The following is a 19,283-nucleotide window of genomic DNA, read 5'->3' as shown; positions in this document are numbered from 1 at the left end:
GGCAGGGGTCGCGTCGCCGGTCATCGCCGCGGTTCAGGACGTGCGGCGATGCTGGGACTGCGGCTGAGGCCGCTTCATGGACCGGACGCGCACGACCACGTAGACGGCGATCGCGACGAGTACCAGGACGAGGACGGCCTTGGAGAGGAAGCCGACGTAGGTCTCCACCGCGTCCCACTGGTCGCCCAGCCAGTAGCCCGCCATCACGAGCACCGAGTTCCAGACCAGGCTGCCGAGGGTGGTCAGGGAGAGGAAGACCGGCAGCGGCATTCGCTCCACACCGGCCGGGATCGAGATGAGGCTGCGGAAGATCGGCACCATGCGGCCGAGCAGGACGGCCTTCGTGCCGTGTTTGGCGAACCACTGCTCGGTGCGCTCCAGGTCGGAGCCCTTGACCAGGGGCAGCTTGGCCCAGATGGCGTGCATGCGCTCACGGCCGAACAGCACGCCGATCCAGTACAGGACGGCGGCGCCGACCACCGAACCGAGCGTGGTCCAGAACAGCGCGGACGCCAGGCTGAGCACGCCCTGCCCGGCGGCGAAGCCGGTCAGCGGCAGGATCACTTCGCTGGGCAGCGGCGGGAAGAGGTTCTCGAGGGCGATGGCGAGACCGGCTCCCGGGCCGCCCATCACGTCCACGAGGTCGGCCGCCCAGCCCGCTATGCCGCCCGCGGGTTCCTGGGGGAGAGCGAGAGTCACGAGATCCATGCGGTTTCTCCAAGCTGGTGGAACGGCGGCTGCAGCACAGGCGCCGGGATGCACCAGCAACGCTAGAAACCGCGGATCAGCGGCGGTATGTGGGTTGCCTTCGAGCATAGTGGGGTTTTCCGCAGGGCTCCGGGCGCCCCGTGGGGCTTCACTCAGGCAGCGGCGGCAGCCCGTGCCGCCTCGCCCCCCGATGAACTGGCCGAGAGCGGGCAGCGGTCAAGGGCGCTGCCCGGTATCAGGATCACCGCAATCGTCCTGGTCGCACTCAGTACCTTGCTCACGCCCACCCTCATGCGCCGCTGACGGACGAGGGTTCGGAAAAGTGGGGGCTCAGCGTTCGGGGGCGAGGAGTGTGTCCGCGACCGCGCCGTTCAGGACCTGGCGGGCCACGTCGGAGAGCTTGAGCTGCCGGTTGCGGGCGTACGTCCGCATGCGGGTGAATGCCTGATCCGCGGTGCAGCCGCGGGAGTTGGAGAGATATCCCTTGGCCTGCTCGATGACGATCCGGGAGTCCAGGGAGTTGTGCAGGTCCGCGATCTGCGTCAGCTGCGCGTGCACCACTTGCCGCTGCATCACGCAGACAGTGGCGATGTCCGCCAGCGCCTGGGCCAGTCGCAGCTGGGTGTCGTCCAGGCGTCTCGTCCGGTCATGGAGGAGGCTCAGGGCGCCGACCACCGTGCCCTGGCAGCGCAGCGGAACCGTCGCGACCGAGGTGAAGCCGAGGAGCAGGGCGCGCGGTGTGAACCGGGGCCATCGTGGACAGGCGTCATCGACGTCGAGGCGGGTCTCGGAGATGCGCGCCTCGGAGCGGGCGCAGTCCCGGCACGGACCCTCGTCGCATTCGAGGCCGAACAGCTCAAGCGCGTGGGTGTACTCGTCGGAGGCGACCACCTCCACGCCCTGGCCGTGCGGAACGTCAAGGAGGACCCCGGCCGCCGATACGTCAAGCAGCTCCACACAGTGTTCGGTCAGGGTGCGCAGGACATCGGTCACGCTCACATCCCGCACCAGTGGTGCGGTGAGATCCACGAACGCGGACGCCAGTCGCTCCTCGCGCCGCCTCTCGGACATGGCGGTCATGCCGCCACTCCCTTCCACGCCCTGTATCAGCAACGGAACTGTGCGCATGCTTGACTTGAACATTCCGTCGATCCGCTGATCCACGGAATGCTCTTCACATTACCGCGATCGGTCGTCCGGCATCAGACACACGCCGATCGGATGTGGTCGAGAGGTTGCAAGGGCGATAATCAATCGCCCTCTTTTGTTCTGTTGAAATCAGGATTGAATTCCTGTCAACTCAACTTTCTCCTCTCATCGCGGCTTTTCCGCCGCCCGTGGTGGCCTCGGGAAGAATCCGCTGGTGCGCCGCTGGTAGGCGGCGTAGCCCGGCCGGTCCGCCATGTGGCGTTCGAGCAGCGCCTTGCCGCTGCCCCGCGTCAGCAGATACGTCATCACCAGAGGAGCGACGACGGTGGCGGCGGCCGCCACGGGCGCCTCGCACGTGATGAGGAACAGGCCCCACCAGACGCAGAAGTCGCCGAAGTAGTTGGGATGGCGCGTCCAGGACCAGAGCCCGCGGTCCATGAGGCGGCCCTTGTTGGCCGGGTCCGCCTTGAACCGGGCGAGCTGGTGGTCCCCGACCGTCTCGAAGGCCAGACCGACCAGCCACAGCAGCCCTCCGGCGGCAGCGAGCACGCCCATCGGCCCTTCGATGTAGGCGGCGGCCTGCACGGGCAGGGACACCAGCCAGACAAGGCCCCCTTGCAGGAGGTAGACCATGCGCAGGGCGTACGCGGCCCGGTTGCCCGGAGCCTTCGAAAGCAGCCGCTCGTAGCGAGGGTCCTCGCCGTGCCCCCGTCCGCGCCAGGCGATGTGCGCCGCGAGCCGCAGGCCCCACACCACCGTCAGAGCCGTCACGAGCAGCCGCCGCCCCTCGTCACCGTGGCCCGCCGAGAGGACGTACGTGATGAGGGCGACGGCCGCGAAGGCGACACCCCAGGCGATGTCCACGACGCGGTGCATCCCGCGGTTCAGGGCGAGCGCGAAGGTGGCCAGGAGAACGGCCAGGGCGGTGAGCGCGGCGAAGCCGAGATTGACGCCGAACGCGCCCCAGGCGAAGCCGTTCACGACGCACCGTCCCCACGGTGCCCGTCCCTGCGATGCCGGTCCCCGCGGTACCAGTCGGCCGTCGTGGCGGTCATGCCCGACCGGCCCAGATCACTGGTGCGTACGGCGAGAATCTGGTCGACCCCCATGCGCCTCTCCTCGAACGCGAGCGATCCGCCCACCAGATACAACCGCCAGGTCCTGGCCGCCTCCACTCCGACCAGCGAGACGAACTCCTCCCAGCGCTCCTCCAGCGTGGCGCGCCACGCGTCGACGGTGCGCACGTAATGCTCGCGCAGCGACTCGGCCGAACGCACCTCGAAGCCCGCCCCCTCCCACAGACCGACCGTCTCGCCCAGGGGACGCATGTGCATGTCCGGAGCGATGTACGACTCGATGAACGCGCCACCGCCCGGGGCCTTGGCGCCCCGGGACATCTGCTGGACGAGGATCCGGCCCTGCGGCCGCAGCAAGCCGTGCAGTCGGGCCGCGAACCCGGGGTACTCCGCGTCCCCGACGTGCTCTCCCATCTCGATCACACTGATGGCCTCGTACTGTCCGCTCTCGATGGCGCGGTAGTGCCGAAGCTGTACGTCGACCTGGTCGTCGAGGCCGCGTTCGCGCACCCGCGCCCGGACGAAGTCCCGCTGCTCACGGGAGAGAGTCACCGCCGTGACCTGCGCCTTGTAGCGCTCTGCCGCATAGAGGGAAAGCGCTCCCCAGCCGCAGCCGACGTCGAGCAGCCGGGTTCCGGGGATCAATCCCAGCTTCCGGCAGGCCAGTTCCAGCTTGGCGCGCTGGGCGTCCGCGAGGCCGTACCCCGGATCCTCGCTCTCCCAGTACCCGCAGGAGTACGCCATCGAGGGGTCGAGCAGCAGTTCGTAGAAGCGGTGGGAGACGTCGTAGTGGTGGCTGATGGCCGCACGGTCCCGGGCGGTGCTGTGCCGTACACCCCGCATCCTGGCGCGGCCCGCGGGCGCCTTCGGCGGCGGGCCGATGGCGCCGAGCCTGGCCGCGGCCGCCGCGGCGGACGCCAGTTGCCCCACGCCGGGCCTGACCGGGGCGAGCCGCTGCTCACGGGCCCCGGCCCACATGGTCCGCAGCCCGTCGCCGAGGTCGCCCTCGATGTCGAGGTCACCGGTGATGTACGCCTCGGCCAGACCGAGTTCGCCCGGCTGCCACAGCAGGCGGCGCAGCGCCCGGCGGGACCGGACGATCACGACGGGGGCCCGGGTCGGTCCGTACTCGCTGCCGTCCCAGGCGCGCAGCCGAAGCGGCACGGGACCGCCCAGCACATCGGCGAGAAGTCCGTTCAGGCGCTTGGCGATCGAGGTCACTGTCCTGCTCCCTGTCCGGTCAGCTGGATCTGATGTACGTCGAGGTAGCCGGAGCGGAATCCGGCCTCGGAGTAGGCGAGATAGAAGTCCCACATGCGCCGGAAGGTGGCGTCGAAGCCCAAGTCGCCCACCTCGTCGCCCTGTTGGGCGAAGCGCTCGCGCCACAGCTTCAGCGTCTGCGCGTAGTGCGCGCCGAATCCCTCACATGCGGTGACCCGCAGTCCGGTGTGGGCGCGCGCGGTCTCCTCGACGGCCTGGACGGAGGGCAGCTGCCCGCCGGGGAAGATGTACTTCTGCACCCAGGTGTAGGTGTTCCGCCCCGCGAGCATGCGATCGTGCGGCATGGTGATCGCCTGGAGCGCCACCGAGCCGCCCGGCACAAGGAGGGCGTCCAGGGTGCGGAAGAAGGTCGGCCAGTACTCCGCCCCGACCGCCTCGATCATCTCCACGCTCGCGATCGCGTCGTACCTCCCGCGCACCTGGCGGTAGTCGCACAGCTCGATGCGGACGCGGTCCTCGTGCCCTGCGGCCCGCACCCGCTCCAGGGCGAGAGCGCGCTGTTCGGCGGAGAGCGTGACCGAGTGGACGTACGCACCCCGCTCCGCCGCGCGCATGGCCAGAGCGCCCCAGCCCGTGCCGATCTCCAGCAGCCGCGTACCGGACCCCACGCCACACAGGTCGAGCAGCCTGTCGATCTTGCGGTGCTGGCCGTCCTCCAGATCGGGCCAGGCCGCGGGCAGGTGGTCGAACAGCGCCGAGGAGTAGCTCAGGGACTCGTCGAGGAAGAGCGCGAACAGGTCGTTCGACAGGTCGTAGTGGTGCTGGATGTTGGCCTGCGCGCCACTGGGGGTGTTGCGCTGCGCGGCAGGATGCCTGGGCGCCCAGAGGGCGCGCAGGCGCTGCAGCGACTGGGGCACCAGCGTGGCCGCGTGCTGGGCGAGCACGGTGAGCACCGCGACCGGGTCCTGCGCGTCCCACTCGTGCGCCATGTACGACTCGCCGAAGCCGATGAGCCCGTTCGTCGAGATGCGCCGCAGGAAGCTGTCGGGATCGTGTACCTCCAGCAGCGGGCCGCCCTGGCCCCAGCGTTCACCGCCCCTCAGCGCCACCCGGAGCGGCAAGTCGTTCAAGGCGCGGCGCACGACGATCCGGCCCACCGCCTGCCGCGCGGCGGAACAGTGCGGCACGGCCACGACATCGGGCCACCGCTCGGTGTCGATCGTGCCCGGTGGACGGGGCGCTCCGGCTACACCGGACACACCGGAAACGGACGTACTCACTTCATGCCCTCCTGGGGACGGTGTCGGGGTCGTTTCTGCACGGGCAGGCCGCGCAGCCACAACGCGATGCCGTGCCGCCGGATGGCCACCGAAACGGCCAGCGTGGACCAGGGGTGGCGGACAGCGGCCCGCAGCAGCACGCCGGTGGTGGCAGGGCGGCGCTCGCCGCGCACGGTCGCCGTGAACCTGCGCCGGCCGCCCTGTGCGAAGTGCAGGGTGATGCCGAGGCGCTCGCCCGGAACGGGGAGCCGCATGCGGTACTCGCCCTCGACGGGGAAGAACGGCGAGACGTAGAACTCCTTGGGCACGTCCGCGCTGTGGGCGGCATCGGGGCTCAGGAGGTAGCAGTGCCGTTCGCCGTAGGTGTTGTGCACCTCGGCCACGACACAGCGCAGCTCCCCGTCGGGGCCGTGGCACCAGTACAGGGACAGCGGGTTGAAGACGTATCCGAGGACACGGGCGTGGGCGAGCATCAGCACGCGGCCGCCGTCCAGCGTGATCCCGTGGGTGGCGAGAAACTCCAGGAGCCCCGCCTTGATGTCCGTGGTCCGGCCGCCGAAGTGGTCGCCTCCGTCGAACCGGGCCAACGGGCGCAGTGCTAGGGGCAGCCGGGGAGGCTGGTCCAGGTCGATCAGCCACAGGTACGTGCGGTGGGTGAGCTTGTAGTGACGCGGGCTTGTGCGGACGTGGGTGATGACGCTCGGATACAGCGCGGGCACCGGACCGGGGGAGGCGTTCACCAGCGCACCCCCATCGCCAGGGCCGCCTCGACCCCCGAGCGGCAGCCGTCCTCGTGGAAACCCCAGCCGTGATAGGCGCCGGCGAACGCGGTGACAGGGCCGTTCAGCGAGGGCAGCCTGCGTTGCGCGGCGAGCGACTCCGGGGTGTAGACGGGGTGTTCGTACGCCATCCTGGCCAGCACGCGGTCAGGGCCGACCATGCTCTCGCCGCCCAGGGTCACCACGTACGTCTCGGGGGCGTCGAGCCGCTGCAGACGGCTCATGTCGTAGCTGACCCGTACGTTCTCGGTCGTGGCGCCGCACGAGGGGAGCAGATAGTTCCACGAGGCGCGCGCGGAGCGGCTGCGTGGAAGAACCGTGGTGTCGGTGTGCAGAAGGGCGGGATTGGCGGAGTAGCGGAAGGCTCCGAGGATCTCGCGTTCCGCCGTGGACGCGTCCGCGAGAAGACGCAGGGCCTGGTCCGGATGGACAGCGACGACCACGGAGTCGTGGACATCGGTCGTGCCGTCCTCGGTGGTGACTCGCACGCCGCCGTCGCCTCGGCGCACGGACCGCACCGGCGTCGATGTGTGCACGGTCTGGAGCTGCTTGCCGATCCGCTCCACGTACTCCCGTGAACCGCCGGCCACGGTGCGCCAGGCGGGAGAGCCGGTCACCGTGAGCATCCCGTGGTGGTCCAGGAACCGGAACAGATAGCGAGCCGGATACCGCAGCGCCGTCCCCGGCGGACAGGACCACACCGCCGACACGAGGGGCACCGCGAAGTGCCGCACGAAGTAGTGGGAGAAGCGGTGACGGGTGAGGAACGCGCCGAACGTTTCGTCGGGACCGGTGCCGTCCGCGTTGTCCGTGTCATCCGTGCTGTCCGGGCTCTCTGCCAGTGACTCCGAGGCCCTGCGGTGGAAGCGCGGTATCTCGGAGAGCATCCTCAGGTACGGGCCGCGCATCAGATTGCGCGGCTGTGCGAACAGTCCGCTGGGGCCGCGGGCGCCCGCGTATTCGAGACCGCAGCCCTCGCACCGCACGGACATGCTCATCTCCGTCGGCAGCGAGGTGACGGCCAGTTCCCGGAACAGGCGGAGCAGGTTCGGATAGGTGCGGTCGTTGTGCACGATGAAACCGGAGTCCACGCTGCGCGTGCGGCCGTCCGACCCCGAGAGGTCGTGGGTGTGCGCGTGGCCCCCGAGCCGGTCGTCCGCCTCGTAGACGGTCACATCATGTGCGGATCGCAGGATGTACGCGGCGGTGAGCCCCGCCACCCCGGATCCCACCACCGCGGTACGCCGTCGCTGTTCTCTCATGCCGTCCCATCTCCTCGTCCGGATCCGCCGGACGTGCTCTGAAGATGATTCGGAGCGGCAAGCGCCGTGGCTTGGTCAGGAGTGGAACGATCTCTTCGCCACCACAAACGTACTGTCCGTCACCGCGAACGCGCTGTCCGTCACCACGGCGTACTGTCCGTCACCACGAAGTACTGGTGGAGGGAAGCTGATCGGCGATCACGGGTGGCAGCTCGGAGAGGCCCAGAAGCCCGGCCACCGTCCGTCCTGTCAGCGTGTGCCATGCGGGGGCACGTCTCAGCATGGCGTGGTCACTGCCGTCCATCAGCACGCTGGCCGCCTCGGCGCCGGCGGCACGGGCCCGGGCCGCGAAGTCCAGAGAGGCCCTCGGGTCGGTCGTACGATCCCTGTCGCCGTGCAGCAGCACCACACGACGCCCGCGCAGGTGCGCCACCGGCTCCCCGGCGGGGCACCAAGGGGCGAGGGCGACCACCCCGCGCACCAGCGGTTCCCCGCCGACCCGCAGCGCGGCGCGGCCTCCCATCGAGTGCCCCACCAGGACGGTCGGCACCTCACCGGCGAGCAGTTCCAGCTCCCGCAGCGCCCGGCGGGCGTCCTGGGCCGCGTCCTGCCGCTCTCCGTTCCAGCCCCGATGGCGGTAGCGCACCCGCCCGATCAGCACCCCGCCTCCCGACGTGGCCCGGCGGATCGCGCCCTCGAAGAGACGCAGCCGCGCGCCCGGCAGATTCCACGGCGGGGGCGCGGCGGTGCCGTGCTCCCGGCCGCCGTGCAGCAGGAGTACGACGGCACGTGGCTCCTGGACGTGACCTCTCAGCTCCAGCGCCGAGCGGTGGCCATCGCGGAAGGGCACAGAGACTCCTCGACATGTCGGTGACCGGCCGTACGCACCGGACACGACTTATTCGGAGCCGCGCCGGTGTCGGATGGGTCGTACGACGCGATCGCCTCTGCCGTGTCTCCGCAGTGGCCGCTCGTCGGCTCCGTCCGAGGCCGCCTAGTGCCCGGGGCGCGAGCCGACCTCGTCCAGGGTCTCACCGTCCTTCAGATCCGCCCGCACGGTGACGCCGGGGTTCTTGGAAGCCTTGACGGCCAGGGTGCGGCCTCGCTCCTTCACGTCGACGTCGCCGGTCACCTCGATGCCGGTGACCTCGCGGCTGCCCGCGGCGAGGAGGTAGTGCCGCCCGGAGCCCGCAGTCCAGGGGGTGCTTGCCACGATGTGCTGGCCGAACCGGCTGCACGAAGCGGTGGAGCGTGCCTGGCCGACGACCTTCGCCGGCGCGGTCGCGGACGCCGTGGACGTGCGGAACTGCACGAGGACGTCGCCGGGGCCGCGCCAGGTGGAGGCACGGGTGCAGGTCCACACCGCTCGGCCGCCCCGCTCGGGCAGGTCCTGCTCGGCGAAGTCCCATTGGTTGACGGACCGCACGCCGCTGCGCCGCATCTCGGGGAGTTGGCATGCGGTGCGGGCCCAACTCCGCAGCGCCGTACTGCTGGTGGCCTCGCGAGGCTGCCGGGGCGGGGCTCCGGTGCCGGGCAGGGGGGTGTAGCTGAGATGTACGGGAGTGAGGCCTCCAAGGTCGGTGACGAGGAAGGCGTGCTTCTCCACGATCCTGCTCGATGAGCGCAGTTGCAGCACCGGCAGGCTGTCGCACGATCCCTTGGCCGGTAGCTCGGGGACGGCATCGGTGACGCCCTCGTCCGACACGTCGAGCGGACGGCCGGGGGAGTTGGGGGCCAGCAGGTCGCGCGTCCGCGCCTCGGCGATCCAGGGTGCGGTCAGATAGCGGACCTTGCCCGCCCTGCGGCTGACGGCGAGCGCGGCCGCCGTGGTGACGTCGGCCTCGTCGGATCGGGAGATGTCCAGGGAGGCGGCGTCCTGCGCGGAGGGCGGTTCGCCGTAGCGCACGACGCGTCGACCGTCGTAGAACAGCACGACCGCCTCCTTGCCGACGTCACCCGCGTACAGCAACTGGGTGTTGCCGGGCGGTGGTTCGGCGCTGGTGGCCTTGGCGACACTCACCCGGGTGCCGCTTGGTGGATCGGTCCACGTGGCGAGCGCGCGCGTGATGAGCGCGTCGTCTTTGACGCGTGTGCCTCGGGCCGGCCATGCGGTGAAGTCCACGCGGGAGGTGTCGGCCCAGACGTCAGGTGGGGTGTGGACCAACTGGGCCGGGCCGATCGGGGGGCGGGCGTCGACGGTCCGGGAGGGCTCGGCCGATGGCGTGCTCCCGACGGTGGCCATCAGTACCGCGCAACAGAGGGCTACGACGCCCGCGGTGAACCAGGCGAGCTGGAACCGGCGTCTGCGGCGCAGCAGATCGGTCGGACGGGTCTGTACGGAACAGGCGTCGAACTCCCGCGAACGCAGGAGCGCTTCCGCCGCCACGCCCGCGGTCGCCTCCACGCCGCGGGCGCCGCGCAGCACCTGCCTCGGCTGCGGCACACCGGCGGTGGTGAGCTGCTCGACGACCTCGGAGGGGGACAGGCCCTCCAGCTTGAGCAGCACGAATGCCGCACGCGTGGCTGCGGGTACTTCGGAGAGTGCCTGCCCCAGCGCGATCTCCTCGCCGCCGCCCGCGCGAGGGAACAGGCGCAGTCCCCAGACCACCGGGAGCATGGGGCGCAGTGTGCGGGGCGGCGGGAGGAAGCCCGGCCAGCCGCGCGGACGGTGGTCGTGGGCGAGCGCCGAGCGCAGGACGCGCGCCCGCGTGCTCGCCAACGCGGGGTCGGCCTTCTGCGTGCCCCTCCGCTGCTCAGGCACACGGGATATTGATCGCCCGACACGGAAACCGGGCAGAGCGCGCTGTACCAGAGCGTGGGCGACGAGGACTCGCCTGTGTCTGCTGAGGGTGTGGGGGAGTGTGAGGTAGGCGAGGCGTGCGAGTCGGGTGTACTGGTCGACGATGACGGCTTCGACCTGGTCAAGGGCGACCCGCCCCGACTTCTTCGCCGGGCGCCGTTGCGATGTGCTCATCGATCAAGGAGCCTTCCAAAGGCTGACGACATTGCGTCCTGACCCGATTCAAACGAGTGAATCGTGCGATGGTCACAGCCGTCGCGTCACGGCGGTGGCAGTTGCCTTGAACAGACGGCCGGGGGCTGAGGGGCGAGGGCTGAGAGGCGAGGGCGGAGGTGGCGGCGGCGGCGTCCGGGCGGAGGAGGCCGACGCCTCGCACTCCACCGGGATCGGCTGCACCGGTCGCCACCTCCGCGCGTCCGAGCGGGGTCCCTCACACCCCTGTCGGACACCCGTGATTCGTCGGCGGCGGCGTGATGGATTGGCATGGATCGGCATGGATTGGCTCGGAGTGAGCGGGCGGGCGGCCCGGAGCGCCTGATTCCGGGGGAAGCCGCGTAACCGATGATCATGCCCCGCGTTGGTCTGCCGGGGCCCGGCATGTCAGGCCGGGCCATGACGAAGGCTTGAGGGTCACTCATCATGCACGACATCACCAGGAAGATCGCCGCGTGGATCGGCGCCGTCGCCGCGGCGCTCGGCTGTGTCATCGTCGCCGGGCCGCCGGCTGCGGCCGACGGCAAGTGGTGCAACAACGCGGTCTGCATCGAGACCTACGACAGCGGCACTTATCTGGGCAGGGTCGAGGTCTCGGTCATCAACACCAACCAGCCGCACCGCATCAGCGCCCGCGTCTGGACCACCAACGGCTGGAGCGCCAACACGAAGGTGGAGGACGTCGACGCGTTCAGGACCTACCGGGACCAGGCCTACCCGCAGCGCCACTTCCCCGCGGGCACCCGGCTCTGCGCGGAGGGCTTCCGGGGTGGCGACAGCGTGGGCCTTCCCTGCGTCACCCTGACTGACTGACCTCGCCGCGGCTCAGCCGTACTGGCGACAGCGGCCGGAGGTTCGGTGGTTCGGCCCGCCGCTCGACGGTCTCCGGCGCTGGGTCGCCGGGGCGACGTACGACATCCCGTGACGTCCCGGCCGGACCCCGTCCGCGGAGCGATTCAGGAGAGGTGCTTTGCGATTCTTTTACAGTGGGTGTAGAAGTTAGCCATACTTCTCCACCCACTGTCGCTGTACGGCCGGGGCGCCACCTCCGGCGTGGCGGGATGCCCCGGCCACGTCGAGAATGACCGGCACGCCCCTTCATCGGAACGGAGCCACTGTTGCTGTCCGCCGTACTCGGTCTGCTCGCCGTTCTCCTCCTGACCGCGGGCACCGGCTACTTCGTCGCGCAGGAGTTCGCGTACGTGGCCGCGGACCGCCTCGCGCTCGCGCGTGAGGCGCAGGCGGGCGACCGGCGGGCGGCCCGGGCCGTGCAGGTCCTCGAGCGGCTCTCGTTCATGCTGTCGGGCGCCCAGCTGGGAATCACCGTCACCGGGCTGGTCGTCGGCTTCCTCGCCGAGCCGTCCGTGTCCGGGCTCCTGAAGCCCGCCCTGGACGGCACCGGCCTCTCGGACGGCGTCGTCTCCGCCCTCTCCGTGGTCCTCGGCTTCGTCGTTGCCACCGTGCTCCAGATGGTCCTCGGCGAGCTCGCCCCCAAGAATCTCGCGCTCGCCGTCCCCGAGCGGCTCGCGAAGTCCCTGGCCGCCTCCACACTGGCGTATCTGAAGGTCGTCGGACCGATCGTCCGTGTCTTCGACAGCGCCGCCAACCGGCTGTTGCGCCGTATCGGCATCGAGCCCGTCGAGGAGCTGCACCACGGCGCCACGCTCGAAGAGCTCAGCCACCTCATCGGCGAGTCCCACGAGCACGGCCAGCTGCCGCGCGAGAGCGCCGAGCTCCTCGACCATGCCCTGGAGTTCTCCGAGCGCACACTGGCCGAGGTGATGGTGCCGCGGGCGGACGTCACCTTCGTGCGCAAGGACGCCACGGCGGACGAGGCGGTGCGGCTCATCGCCCGGCACGGGCACTCGAACCACCCCGTCATGGGTGACCACCCGGACGACGTCGCGGGCGTCCTCGGGGTCCGCGAGCTGATGCGGCTGCCCGCGGGGCAGTTCGACCGCACCACGGCGGGCGAACAGGCCCGCCGCCCCCTGCTCCTTCCCGACACCCTGCCGCTGCCGGGCGCGGTGGCGCAGATGCGCGAGCGGGACGACGAGTTCGCGGTCGTCCTCGACGAGCACGGGGGCGTGGCGGGCATCGTGACGTACGAGGACATCGCCGAGGAACTCGTCGGTGACATCGCCGACGAGACCGACACCGTCGTCGCGCTCGCGGTCGCCGACGGTGACGGCTGGTTCGTCGACGCGGGCCGCCGCCTGGACGAGGTGGCCGACGCGACCGGCATCGACCTGCCCGAGGAGGACGACTACGACACCGTGGCCGGGCTCATCGTGGACCGGCTCGGCCGCTTCCCGGCCATCGGCGACCGCCTGACCGTGGAACTGTCCGACGGCAGCCGCGTCGCCGTCGCCGTACTCGGCCTTGACCGCCACGTACCGGAGCGCGTACGGATCGAGCGCCTGCCGGGTGCGCAGGTGCCGACCGCCGAGGAGACCACCGCATGAGCTTCCCGCTGGCCCTCTTCGTCACCGTCCTGCTGCTGATCGCGAGCGGCTTCTTCGTCGCCGCGGAGTTCGCCCTTGTGGCCGCCAAGCGGCACCGCATGGAGCGCGCGGTCGCCGCAGGGCAGCGCGGCGCCAAGTCCGCGCTCGCGGGCATGCGGGAACTGTCCCTGATGCTCGCCGGGGCCCAACTCGGCATCACCGTCTGCACCTTGGGCCTCGGCTCGGTCTCCAAGCCCGCCATCTCCCACGAACTCGACCCGCTCCTGGCGAAGCTGGGCCTGCCCGCGGGGCTCAGCTACGGCATCGCCTTCGCGCTCGCCATGGTCGTCGTGGTGTTCCTGCACATGGTCGTCGGCGAGATGGCCCCCAAGTCCTGGGCCATCGCCCACCCCGAGCGCTCCGCGATGCTGCTCACCCCGCCCTTCCGGGCCGTGGTCAAGGTCGTGCGCCCGCTGCTCACCGTCCTGAACAAGGTCAGCAACGCGCTCGTCCGCCTGTGCAAGGTCACCCCGCGCGACGAGCTCACCTCGGTGCACAACCGCGAGCAACTCACGCACCTGGTCCAGGAGTCGTGGCGGCTCGGCCTGATCAGCGAGGCCGACTCCGGCCTCATCACCACCTCGCTCACCGCACCCCTGACCGCGGTCGGCGACCTCCAGACCGCGGCCGCGCAGATCACGTCCGTCCCGGCCGACGCGAGCATCGACGAGGTCCTTGAGGTGGCCGCGGCGAGCGACCGCACCCGGCTGCTCGTCAGGGACGGCGCCGCCGTCCTCGGCTCGGTGCACGCCCGTGACGCCCTGGTGGCCCGCGCCCGCGGCCGCGCCCTGACCGCTCGCGAGCTGGCCCGGCCCGTCCCGGAACTCGCCGCCGACGACACGCTCGCGCACGCCGTCGAGGAACTGCGCCGCCGTCGTGCCTCGCTCGCCGTGCTCTGCGACGAATCGGGCCGTCTCACCGGCCTGGTCAGTCTGGACGACCTGCTCGCCCGCCTCATGGAACCGCGACAGGCGGCCTGATGACCATCCGATGCCGCCCTTCCGGGCGGCGAAAAGCCACTCGGAACGGGGATGTACGCCTGTCGTGTCCTGTGGCTACATTGCTCGCAATGTCCCGTGCCGACGCAGTCACGCACCGTCACCCGGCACCCCGCACGAGCGCGGCGCCGCGATGAAGTTCCGAAGACCGCCTCCTCCCTGCCCGCAGGCGGTCACCTACCGGTGGGCCCCGGCGACGGTGGCGGCGGGCTGCCAGGTCATCACGCTCCTGGACGGCAAGGGCCACGACATCGGGCACCTCGACTACCAGGTGTGCCATCTGTGCGGTGCCGCGCACGTCAACACGATCGCCATCGCCGGGCCCTGGCAGGGCATGGGCCTGGGACGCGAGGCACTCCACCGCGCCACCGACCCCTGGTCCGCGTACGCGTGGAGCACATCCAGACAGTCCGCCGGCGGCCGGAAGTTCTTCGCCGCGATGGCGGAGGAGACAGGCATGGACTTCGTGCCGGGAGCCGTGGGGTGCCGTCACATCACCGCGTCGCCACCGGGATCCAGGTCCGGCGGGGTCCTGGGGCGTCAGGAGTGAACGGCCCGCTGGGGCGTCAGGAGTGAACGGCCGCTGACCGGGGCACTCGGAGACCGGGCGCGTATCAACGCGCCCACGTTTCTGGGAGGACACGATGACGCTGTCTCGGGTGTACTCGCGCGGCAGGACCAAGAAGGCCGCGGTCCGTCGCTCGGCGGAGGAGGAATCGCTGACAGCGGCGGGCAGGGCGGGCTTCGTCGCCCGTGGCGTCGTCTACGTCCTCATCGGCGCCCTTGCCCTGCGGATCGCCCTCGGCGGCAGCGGTGAACAGGCCGACAGACAGGGCGCGTTGGCCCAGGTCGCCGAGCAGCCCTTCGGCGAGGTGATGCTGTGGGCACTGGCCGTCGGGTTCGGCTGCATGGCGCTGTGGCGGGGCTCCCGCGCGGTGGGGAGGCGGGGGCCCCGTCGCAAGGCCGCATCGCGGGCCCTCGACGGCGGCAGGGCGGTCTTCTACGCCTTCGTCTGCTGGGCGACCGCCGTCTACGCGGCCGGGGGCAGCCAGGGTTCGAGCGGCGACGCCAAGTCGCAGGGCTGGACGGCCTCGACGCTGGAACTCCCCTACGGACGCCACCTGGTGGGCGCCGCGGGCTGTGTGCTGACCGGCGTCGGCGTGGTGCTCGCCGTCCGGGCGATGATGCGCCGCTTCCTGCGGCAGTTGGACCTCGGTTCCCTCAAGGGCCGCACACGGCAGGTCGTCACCGCTCTCGGCGTGACCGGTGGTGTCGCACGCGGCGCGGTGTTCGCCGCCGCGGGCGTCTTCATCCTGACGGCGGCAGTGCAGGCCGACCCCGACGAGGCCAAGGGCGTGGACGCGACGCTCCGCAGCTTCTCGCACACCCCCGTCGGCCCCTGGCTGTTGGCCGCCGTCGCGGCCGGGCTCGTCCTCTTCGGGGTGTTCTCCTTCGCCTCCGCGCGCTGGCGGCGCTTGTGAATCCGCGCCCCCGCTCCCTGATCCGGCCTGATCCAAACGAGAGGCCCTAGGCGAACGACGGCATCTCGCCCTCCGTGGTCGTCAGATCGACGACGCTGAAGGTGGCACCCTGCTGGTCGGCGACCGTGGCGAAGCGGCCGAAGGGGCTGTCCATCGGGCCGAAGAGCAGCCGGCCGCCGAGCTTGGTGACGGTGACGATCGCGGCATCGCAGTTGTCCACGGCGAAGTGCACGTTGATGAACGGCGGCACGTCCGGCGGGAAGTCCTCGGTCATCCTGAGCCGGCCGAGCACCGGCCGGTCACCGACCTTGAAGACGCCGTAGTCCACGTCGTCGACGTCCATCGTCTCCACCTCGAAGGGGAAGACGGCGGGCAGGAACGCGTCCGCGGCCGCCGGGTCTCGCGTGGTGAGCTCCGCCCAGCAGTACGCTCCTGCCTCGCCGGTCTTCTCGAAGCCCTCGTGGGCGCCCGGCTGCCAGACACTGAAGTACGCGCCGCTCGGCTCCTGGGCCGTCACCATGGTGCCGAAATCGCCCACCCGCATCGGCTCCATGGTGAGCGTTCCGCCGTGGTCGCGGATCTTCGCGGCCGTCGCTGCGGCGTCGGGCGAGGCGAAGTAGAGGTTCCAGGCGGCCGGTCCTTCCACGCCCTGCATCCGCGGGACGACGGCGGCCACAGCCTTGCCGTCCGAGCGTGCCTGCGTATAGCCGCCGAACTCCTCGGAGCCGGAGTCGAACGTCCAGCCGAGCAGTTCGCCGTAGAAGCTCTTCGCGGCCGCCACGTCGGGGAACATCGCGTCCGCCCAGCAGGGCGTGCCTTCCGGGTGCGCGGCCATCGCGAGGCCTCCTTCTGCCGAACTTCTGCGGGACTTCCGAGGGACTTCCGAGGGACTTCCGGGCGATACCTGACGGTTTCACGCTATTCGAACGGAGGCCCCCGCGCTCGTCGGCCCCCGAGCCCGCCGCCCCGGATGATCCGTGATCACTGCGCGCCGAAGTTCTGCGTCCACCAGGGGCCACCGCTGCCCTGCCGGTAGCCGATGCCGATCTCCTTGAAGGAGCAGTTGAGGATGTTGGCCTTGTGGCCGGAGCTGTTCATCCAGGAGTCCATCACGGCGGCCGGGGTGCGCTGGCCCGCGGCGATGTTCTCGCCGTAGGTGGTCCACTTGTAGCCCGCTGCCGTGACCCGGTCGCCGGGGTCCTTGCCGTCGGGGTTGGTGTGGTCGAAGAAGTCGCGCTCCGCCATGTCGTCGGAGTGGCCCTGCGCCGCCTTGCCCAGCTTGCCGTTGAGGGTCACCGGGTCGCAGCCGCTCTTGGAGCGCTCGGCGTTGACGAGCCGGGTGACCTCCGCGCTGTACGAGTTGCCCGCCGGGGCCTGTGGAGCCTGGGGTGCGCTGCTCGTGCGGGTGGGCTTCAAAGTCGCCTTGGGCTCCGGCGCCTGGGTCTTCGTCTTCGACGGCGTGGGCTTGGGGGACGGCTTCCGCGTCCGGCTGGGGGAGGCGGAGGGGGACTTGCTGTGCTTGGGGGCCGTGGTGGTCGGAGCCGCCGACGAGGGCGGCTGCGACGCGGTGAGCGGCTGTGCTTCCGTCTGTTCGTCGTCCGCGGGGCGTGTGGCCGAGTAGATGACCCCGGTCGCGACGACGAGCACGGCGACTCCCGCGGCGACCGTACGGCCCTTGCGCGGCATCCGGTGGTCGCGCTGTGCGGCGTGTCTCGCCGGGGCGCTCCGGGCGGCGGATATCTCGTACGTGTTCGCCGCCGTGGCGTGCGCGTCGGTCGCCGTGTGCGGAGAGTCGTACGCCAGGTGGTGCGCGTCGGCCGCGCTCACCGCGCGTATCGCACCGGGCGCGGCCAGCGCGGCGGTCGGCGGCACCAGGGCGACACCCACAAGGAGTCGCTCGGCGAGCACCAGGCCCGCGCCGTGACCCGAGCACAGCGCGCAGTCACGGACGTGCCGGGCCAGGCGCTTGCGCCAGAGGGAGGAAGGAGTGCCGTCCCACGGGGCCACCACGTCGCTCAGGTAAGGGCACCGGGGGGACGCGGCCAGCGCGCGGACCACGATCCGGGCCGTCTCCAGCTGGGTCTTCATCCGCTGCACCCGGACCGTGGCGTGCTGCGTCGGCAGCTCCAGGGCGGAGGCGACCTCCGCACGGGTGAGCTCGCCGGAGACCTCGAGCCACCACAGCGACAGAAGCGCGCGGTCGTCGGTGTCCAGCCAGCGAGTGGCCTCTGCCACCTCCCGGCGCTGCCCCACCAGGCCGAGCCGGATGATGGTCAGGTCGACGAAGTCCGCCCCGGGGTCCACGACGTCGTGCGCCTCATGGAGCGGGCTCGGGCTCTTCTGCCCGGACGCACGCTGCTGCCAGTGCCTGCGGATCTCGTTCATGGCGATGGCCACGAGCCAGGACCGGAAGCTCGCCGGGTCGCGGAGCGACGACAGGCCGGCGAGCGCCCGCAGCATGGTCTCCTGCACCACGTCGTCGACGTCGGCGTGGCCGTCGAGCGCCCGCCCGACGATGTTGTAGACCAGCGGCAGGTATCCGGCCACCAGGTCGTCCTGCGCCCGCTGGTCCCCGGTCTGCGCCGCCGTCACCAGAGGATCGTGTTCACCGATCATGGACTGCCTCACTCGCTTTCTTCGTCGGCACGTGTGGCCTTACACCTGGGAGATCGCGTGAGCGCACGGAGATAACAGAAATCCGCGAACAGAAATCTGCGGCGAGCATACGCACCTGGTCATCAGCGCAAGCGATCCAGGAATACGTAAATCCATATATACGGCTTACCGGACATCAACTGGTTCCGCACGATCGACGACGCCGCGCATCTACGCGGAGGGGGACCACGGAGTGCCTCAGCGGGCGAGCAGGTCCCGCAGCGCCTTCGCCATCTCGGCGGGGGCTTCCTCGGCCATGAAGTGGCCGCAGGTGACGGGCGTGTGCCGCAGGTCCGGCGCCCACGCGCTCCACAGGGCCGCCGCGTCGAAGCCGAGCGCGGAGCCCCAGTCCTGCTGGAGCACGGCCACCGGCATCTTCAGCCGGTTTCCGGTGTCCAGGTCGGCGCGGTCGTGGTCGACGTCGATACCGGCGGAGGCACGGTAGTCGGCCACGATCGAGGGCACCGCGGAGCGACAGGCGTCCAGATAGGCGGCGCGTACGTCGGCGGGGATCGCCTGCGGGTCGTTCGTCCAGATGTCGAGGAAGTAGCCGAAGAACGCGTCAGGGGCGCCGGCGATCAACTCCTCGGGCAGGCCGGTCGGTTGAGCCATCAGGTAGAGGTGGAATCCGACGGCGGCGGTGACGCCGTGCATCACGTCCCACATGTCCAGTGTGGGCAGCACGTCGAGGCAGGCCAGGTGCGTGATCGTGCCGGGGTGGTCGAGTCCGGCCCGGAACGCGACCAGGGCGCCGCGATCGTGTCCGGCGAGGGCGAAGCGGTCGTGGCCGAGCGCACGCGCCACTTCGACGACATCGGCGGCCATGGTGCGCTTGGAGTACGTGCCGCCGTCGGTCTCCGCGGGCTTGTCGCTCGCTCCGTAGCCGCGCAGGTCGGGGCAGATCACCGTGTGGTCAGCGGCGAGGTCGGCCGCGACATGCCGCCACATGAGATGGGTCTGCGGGAAGCCGTGCAGCAGCACGATCGGCGGGCCCGAGCCGCCGATGGCCACGCTCAGGCGCACGCCGTCCGCGACGGGCACGCGCCGGTAGGTGAAGTCCTCGATGACAGGAGTCGTGGCAGGGGGTGTGGCAGGGGTCGTGCCAGAGGGCGTGTCAGGGGTCATGGCCGCGTCCTTCGCGTTGGCGGAACAAGTGA

Annotated in this window: 17 protein-coding genes; 5 read left to right on the top strand and 12 right to left on the bottom strand. The window is 70.8% G+C overall.

Going from position 1 to position 19,283, the window contains the following annotated elements; all coding sequences use genetic code 11:
* Nucleotides 1-33 precede the first annotated feature (33 nt).
* The 9 genes from ACZ5CR_RS24100 to ACZ5CR_RS24060 all read right to left on the bottom strand — a co-directional run bounded on the left by ACZ5CR_RS24100 (nucleotide 34) and on the right by ACZ5CR_RS24060 (nucleotide 10,449).
* On the bottom strand, nucleotides 34-708 hold the full coding sequence (locus ACZ5CR_RS24100; protein ID WP_468860621.1) for a DedA family protein: 675 nt from the start codon (nucleotides 706-708) through the stop codon (nucleotides 34-36).
* 330 nt (nucleotides 709-1,038) lie between these two features.
* Nucleotides 1,039-1,788, bottom strand: a complete 750-nt coding sequence (locus tag ACZ5CR_RS24095) for an ANTAR domain-containing protein (protein ID WP_468860618.1) — start codon at nucleotides 1,786-1,788, stop codon at nucleotides 1,039-1,041.
* A 234-nt stretch (nucleotides 1,789-2,022) separates the two neighbouring features.
* Nucleotides 2,023-2,838 (bottom strand): DUF1295 domain-containing protein, encoded by an 816-nt coding sequence (locus tag ACZ5CR_RS24090; RefSeq protein ID WP_468860616.1) that lies wholly within the window; start codon nucleotides 2,836-2,838, stop codon nucleotides 2,023-2,025.
* Nucleotides 2,835-4,154, bottom strand: coding sequence for a class I SAM-dependent methyltransferase (locus ACZ5CR_RS24085; protein WP_468860614.1), 1,320 nt, complete (start codon nucleotides 4,152-4,154; stop codon nucleotides 2,835-2,837). The genes ACZ5CR_RS24090 and ACZ5CR_RS24085 overlap by 4 nt, the downstream gene beginning before the upstream one ends.
* Nucleotides 4,151-5,434: a class I SAM-dependent methyltransferase gene (locus ACZ5CR_RS24080; protein WP_468860612.1), complete on the bottom strand. Its 1,284-nt coding sequence runs from the start codon at nucleotides 5,432-5,434 to the stop codon at nucleotides 4,151-4,153. The genes ACZ5CR_RS24085 and ACZ5CR_RS24080 overlap by 4 nt, the downstream gene beginning before the upstream one ends.
* The gene (locus tag ACZ5CR_RS24075) at nucleotides 5,431-6,177 is read right to left on the bottom strand and encodes a DUF1365 domain-containing protein (protein WP_468860757.1); all 747 of its coding nucleotides are present in this window, start codon (nucleotides 6,175-6,177) and stop codon (nucleotides 5,431-5,433) included. The genes ACZ5CR_RS24080 and ACZ5CR_RS24075 overlap by 4 nt, the downstream gene beginning before the upstream one ends.
* Complete coding sequence (locus tag ACZ5CR_RS24070; RefSeq protein ID WP_468860610.1) at nucleotides 6,171-7,475, bottom strand: NAD(P)/FAD-dependent oxidoreductase; 1,305 nt, start codon at nucleotides 7,473-7,475, stop codon at nucleotides 6,171-6,173. The genes ACZ5CR_RS24075 and ACZ5CR_RS24070 overlap by 7 nt, the downstream gene beginning before the upstream one ends.
* 160 nt (nucleotides 7,476-7,635) lie before the next feature.
* Complete coding sequence (locus ACZ5CR_RS24065) at nucleotides 7,636-8,325, bottom strand: alpha/beta hydrolase (RefSeq protein WP_468860608.1); 690 nt, start codon at nucleotides 8,323-8,325, stop codon at nucleotides 7,636-7,638.
* A gap of 144 nt (nucleotides 8,326-8,469) precedes the next feature.
* On the bottom strand, nucleotides 8,470-10,449 hold the full coding sequence (locus ACZ5CR_RS24060; RefSeq protein ID WP_468860605.1) for a hypothetical protein: 1,980 nt from the start codon (nucleotides 10,447-10,449) through the stop codon (nucleotides 8,470-8,472).
* Nucleotides 10,450-10,914: 465 nt separating this feature from the next.
* On the opposite strand from ACZ5CR_RS24060, the gene ACZ5CR_RS24055 reads away from it, so the two are divergent.
* The 5 genes from ACZ5CR_RS24055 to ACZ5CR_RS24035 all read left to right on the top strand — a co-directional run bounded on the left by ACZ5CR_RS24055 (nucleotide 10,915) and on the right by ACZ5CR_RS24035 (nucleotide 15,471).
* Nucleotides 10,915-11,301 carry a hypothetical protein gene (locus tag ACZ5CR_RS24055; protein WP_468860603.1) on the top strand — a complete coding sequence of 129 codons (387 nt, stop codon included), beginning with the start codon at nucleotides 10,915-10,917 and terminating at the stop codon, nucleotides 11,299-11,301.
* A gap of 308 nt (nucleotides 11,302-11,609) precedes the next feature.
* Nucleotides 11,610-12,953: a hemolysin family protein gene (locus ACZ5CR_RS24050; RefSeq protein ID WP_468860755.1), complete on the top strand. Its 1,344-nt coding sequence runs from the start codon at nucleotides 11,610-11,612 to the stop codon at nucleotides 12,951-12,953.
* A complete protein-coding gene (locus ACZ5CR_RS24045) occupies nucleotides 12,950-13,972 on the top strand; it encodes a hemolysin family protein (RefSeq protein ID WP_468860602.1) in 1,023 nt (340 codons plus the stop codon). Before ACZ5CR_RS24050 ends, ACZ5CR_RS24045 begins: the two co-directional genes overlap by 4 nt.
* A 151-nt stretch (nucleotides 13,973-14,123) precedes the next feature.
* Entirely contained in the window at nucleotides 14,124-14,540 is a 417-nt protein-coding gene (locus ACZ5CR_RS24040) for a GNAT family N-acetyltransferase (RefSeq protein WP_468860599.1), read from the top strand.
* A 94-nt stretch (nucleotides 14,541-14,634) separates the two neighbouring features.
* Nucleotides 14,635-15,471, top strand: a complete 837-nt coding sequence (locus tag ACZ5CR_RS24035; protein ID WP_468860597.1) for a DUF1206 domain-containing protein — start codon at nucleotides 14,635-14,637, stop codon at nucleotides 15,469-15,471.
* A 46-nt stretch (nucleotides 15,472-15,517) separates the two neighbouring features.
* Here the strand turns inward: ACZ5CR_RS24035 and ACZ5CR_RS24030 are convergent, their stop codons facing one another.
* From ACZ5CR_RS24030 to ACZ5CR_RS24020, 3 genes are all read right to left on the bottom strand, one after another.
* A complete protein-coding gene (locus ACZ5CR_RS24030) occupies nucleotides 15,518-16,306 on the bottom strand; it encodes a VOC family protein (RefSeq protein ID WP_468860594.1) in 789 nt (262 codons plus the stop codon).
* 146 nt (nucleotides 16,307-16,452) lie between these two features.
* Nucleotides 16,453-18,087, bottom strand: a complete 1,635-nt coding sequence (locus ACZ5CR_RS24025) for a sigma-70 family RNA polymerase sigma factor (protein WP_468860592.1) — start codon at nucleotides 18,085-18,087, stop codon at nucleotides 16,453-16,455.
* 237 nt (nucleotides 18,088-18,324) lie between these two features.
* Nucleotides 18,325-19,251, bottom strand: coding sequence for an alpha/beta fold hydrolase (locus ACZ5CR_RS24020; RefSeq protein ID WP_468860590.1), 927 nt, complete (start codon nucleotides 19,249-19,251; stop codon nucleotides 18,325-18,327).
* Nucleotides 19,252-19,283 lie beyond the last annotated feature (32 nt).

It is taken from the genome of Streptomyces sp. NPDC031274 (assembly GCF_055570235.1).
This window is presented reverse-complemented; position numbering and strand designations above follow the sequence as displayed.

Excerpts from the sequence above, each read along its gene's own strand:
- ACZ5CR_RS24025 (WP_468860592.1), bottom strand. The coding sequence starts at position 18,087 with ATGATCGGTGAACACGATCCTCTGGTGACGGCGGCGCAGACCGGGGAC.
- ACZ5CR_RS24035 (WP_468860597.1), top strand. The coding sequence starts at position 14,635 with ATGACGCTGTCTCGGGTGTACTCGCGCGGCAGGACCAAGAAGGCCGCG.
- ACZ5CR_RS24045 (WP_468860602.1), top strand. The coding sequence starts at position 12,950 with ATGAGCTTCCCGCTGGCCCTCTTCGTCACCGTCCTGCTGCTGATCGCG.
- ACZ5CR_RS24020 (WP_468860590.1), bottom strand. The coding sequence starts at position 19,251 with ATGACCCCTGACACGCCCTCTGGCACGACCCCTGCCACACCCCCTGCC.
- ACZ5CR_RS24060 (WP_468860605.1), bottom strand. The coding sequence starts at position 10,449 with ATGAGCACATCGCAACGGCGCCCGGCGAAGAAGTCGGGGCGGGTCGCC.
- ACZ5CR_RS24040 (WP_468860599.1), top strand. The coding sequence starts at position 14,124 with ATGAAGTTCCGAAGACCGCCTCCTCCCTGCCCGCAGGCGGTCACCTAC.
- ACZ5CR_RS24100 (WP_468860621.1), bottom strand. The coding sequence starts at position 708 with ATGGATCTCGTGACTCTCGCTCTCCCCCAGGAACCCGCGGGCGGCATA.
- ACZ5CR_RS24055 (WP_468860603.1), top strand. The coding sequence starts at position 10,915 with ATGCACGACATCACCAGGAAGATCGCCGCGTGGATCGGCGCCGTCGCC.
- ACZ5CR_RS24030 (WP_468860594.1), bottom strand. The coding sequence starts at position 16,306 with ATGGCCGCGCACCCGGAAGGCACGCCCTGCTGGGCGGACGCGATGTTC.
- ACZ5CR_RS24070 (WP_468860610.1), bottom strand. The coding sequence starts at position 7,475 with ATGAGAGAACAGCGACGGCGTACCGCGGTGGTGGGATCCGGGGTGGCG.
- ACZ5CR_RS24095 (WP_468860618.1), bottom strand. The coding sequence starts at position 1,788 with ATGACCGCCATGTCCGAGAGGCGGCGCGAGGAGCGACTGGCGTCCGCG.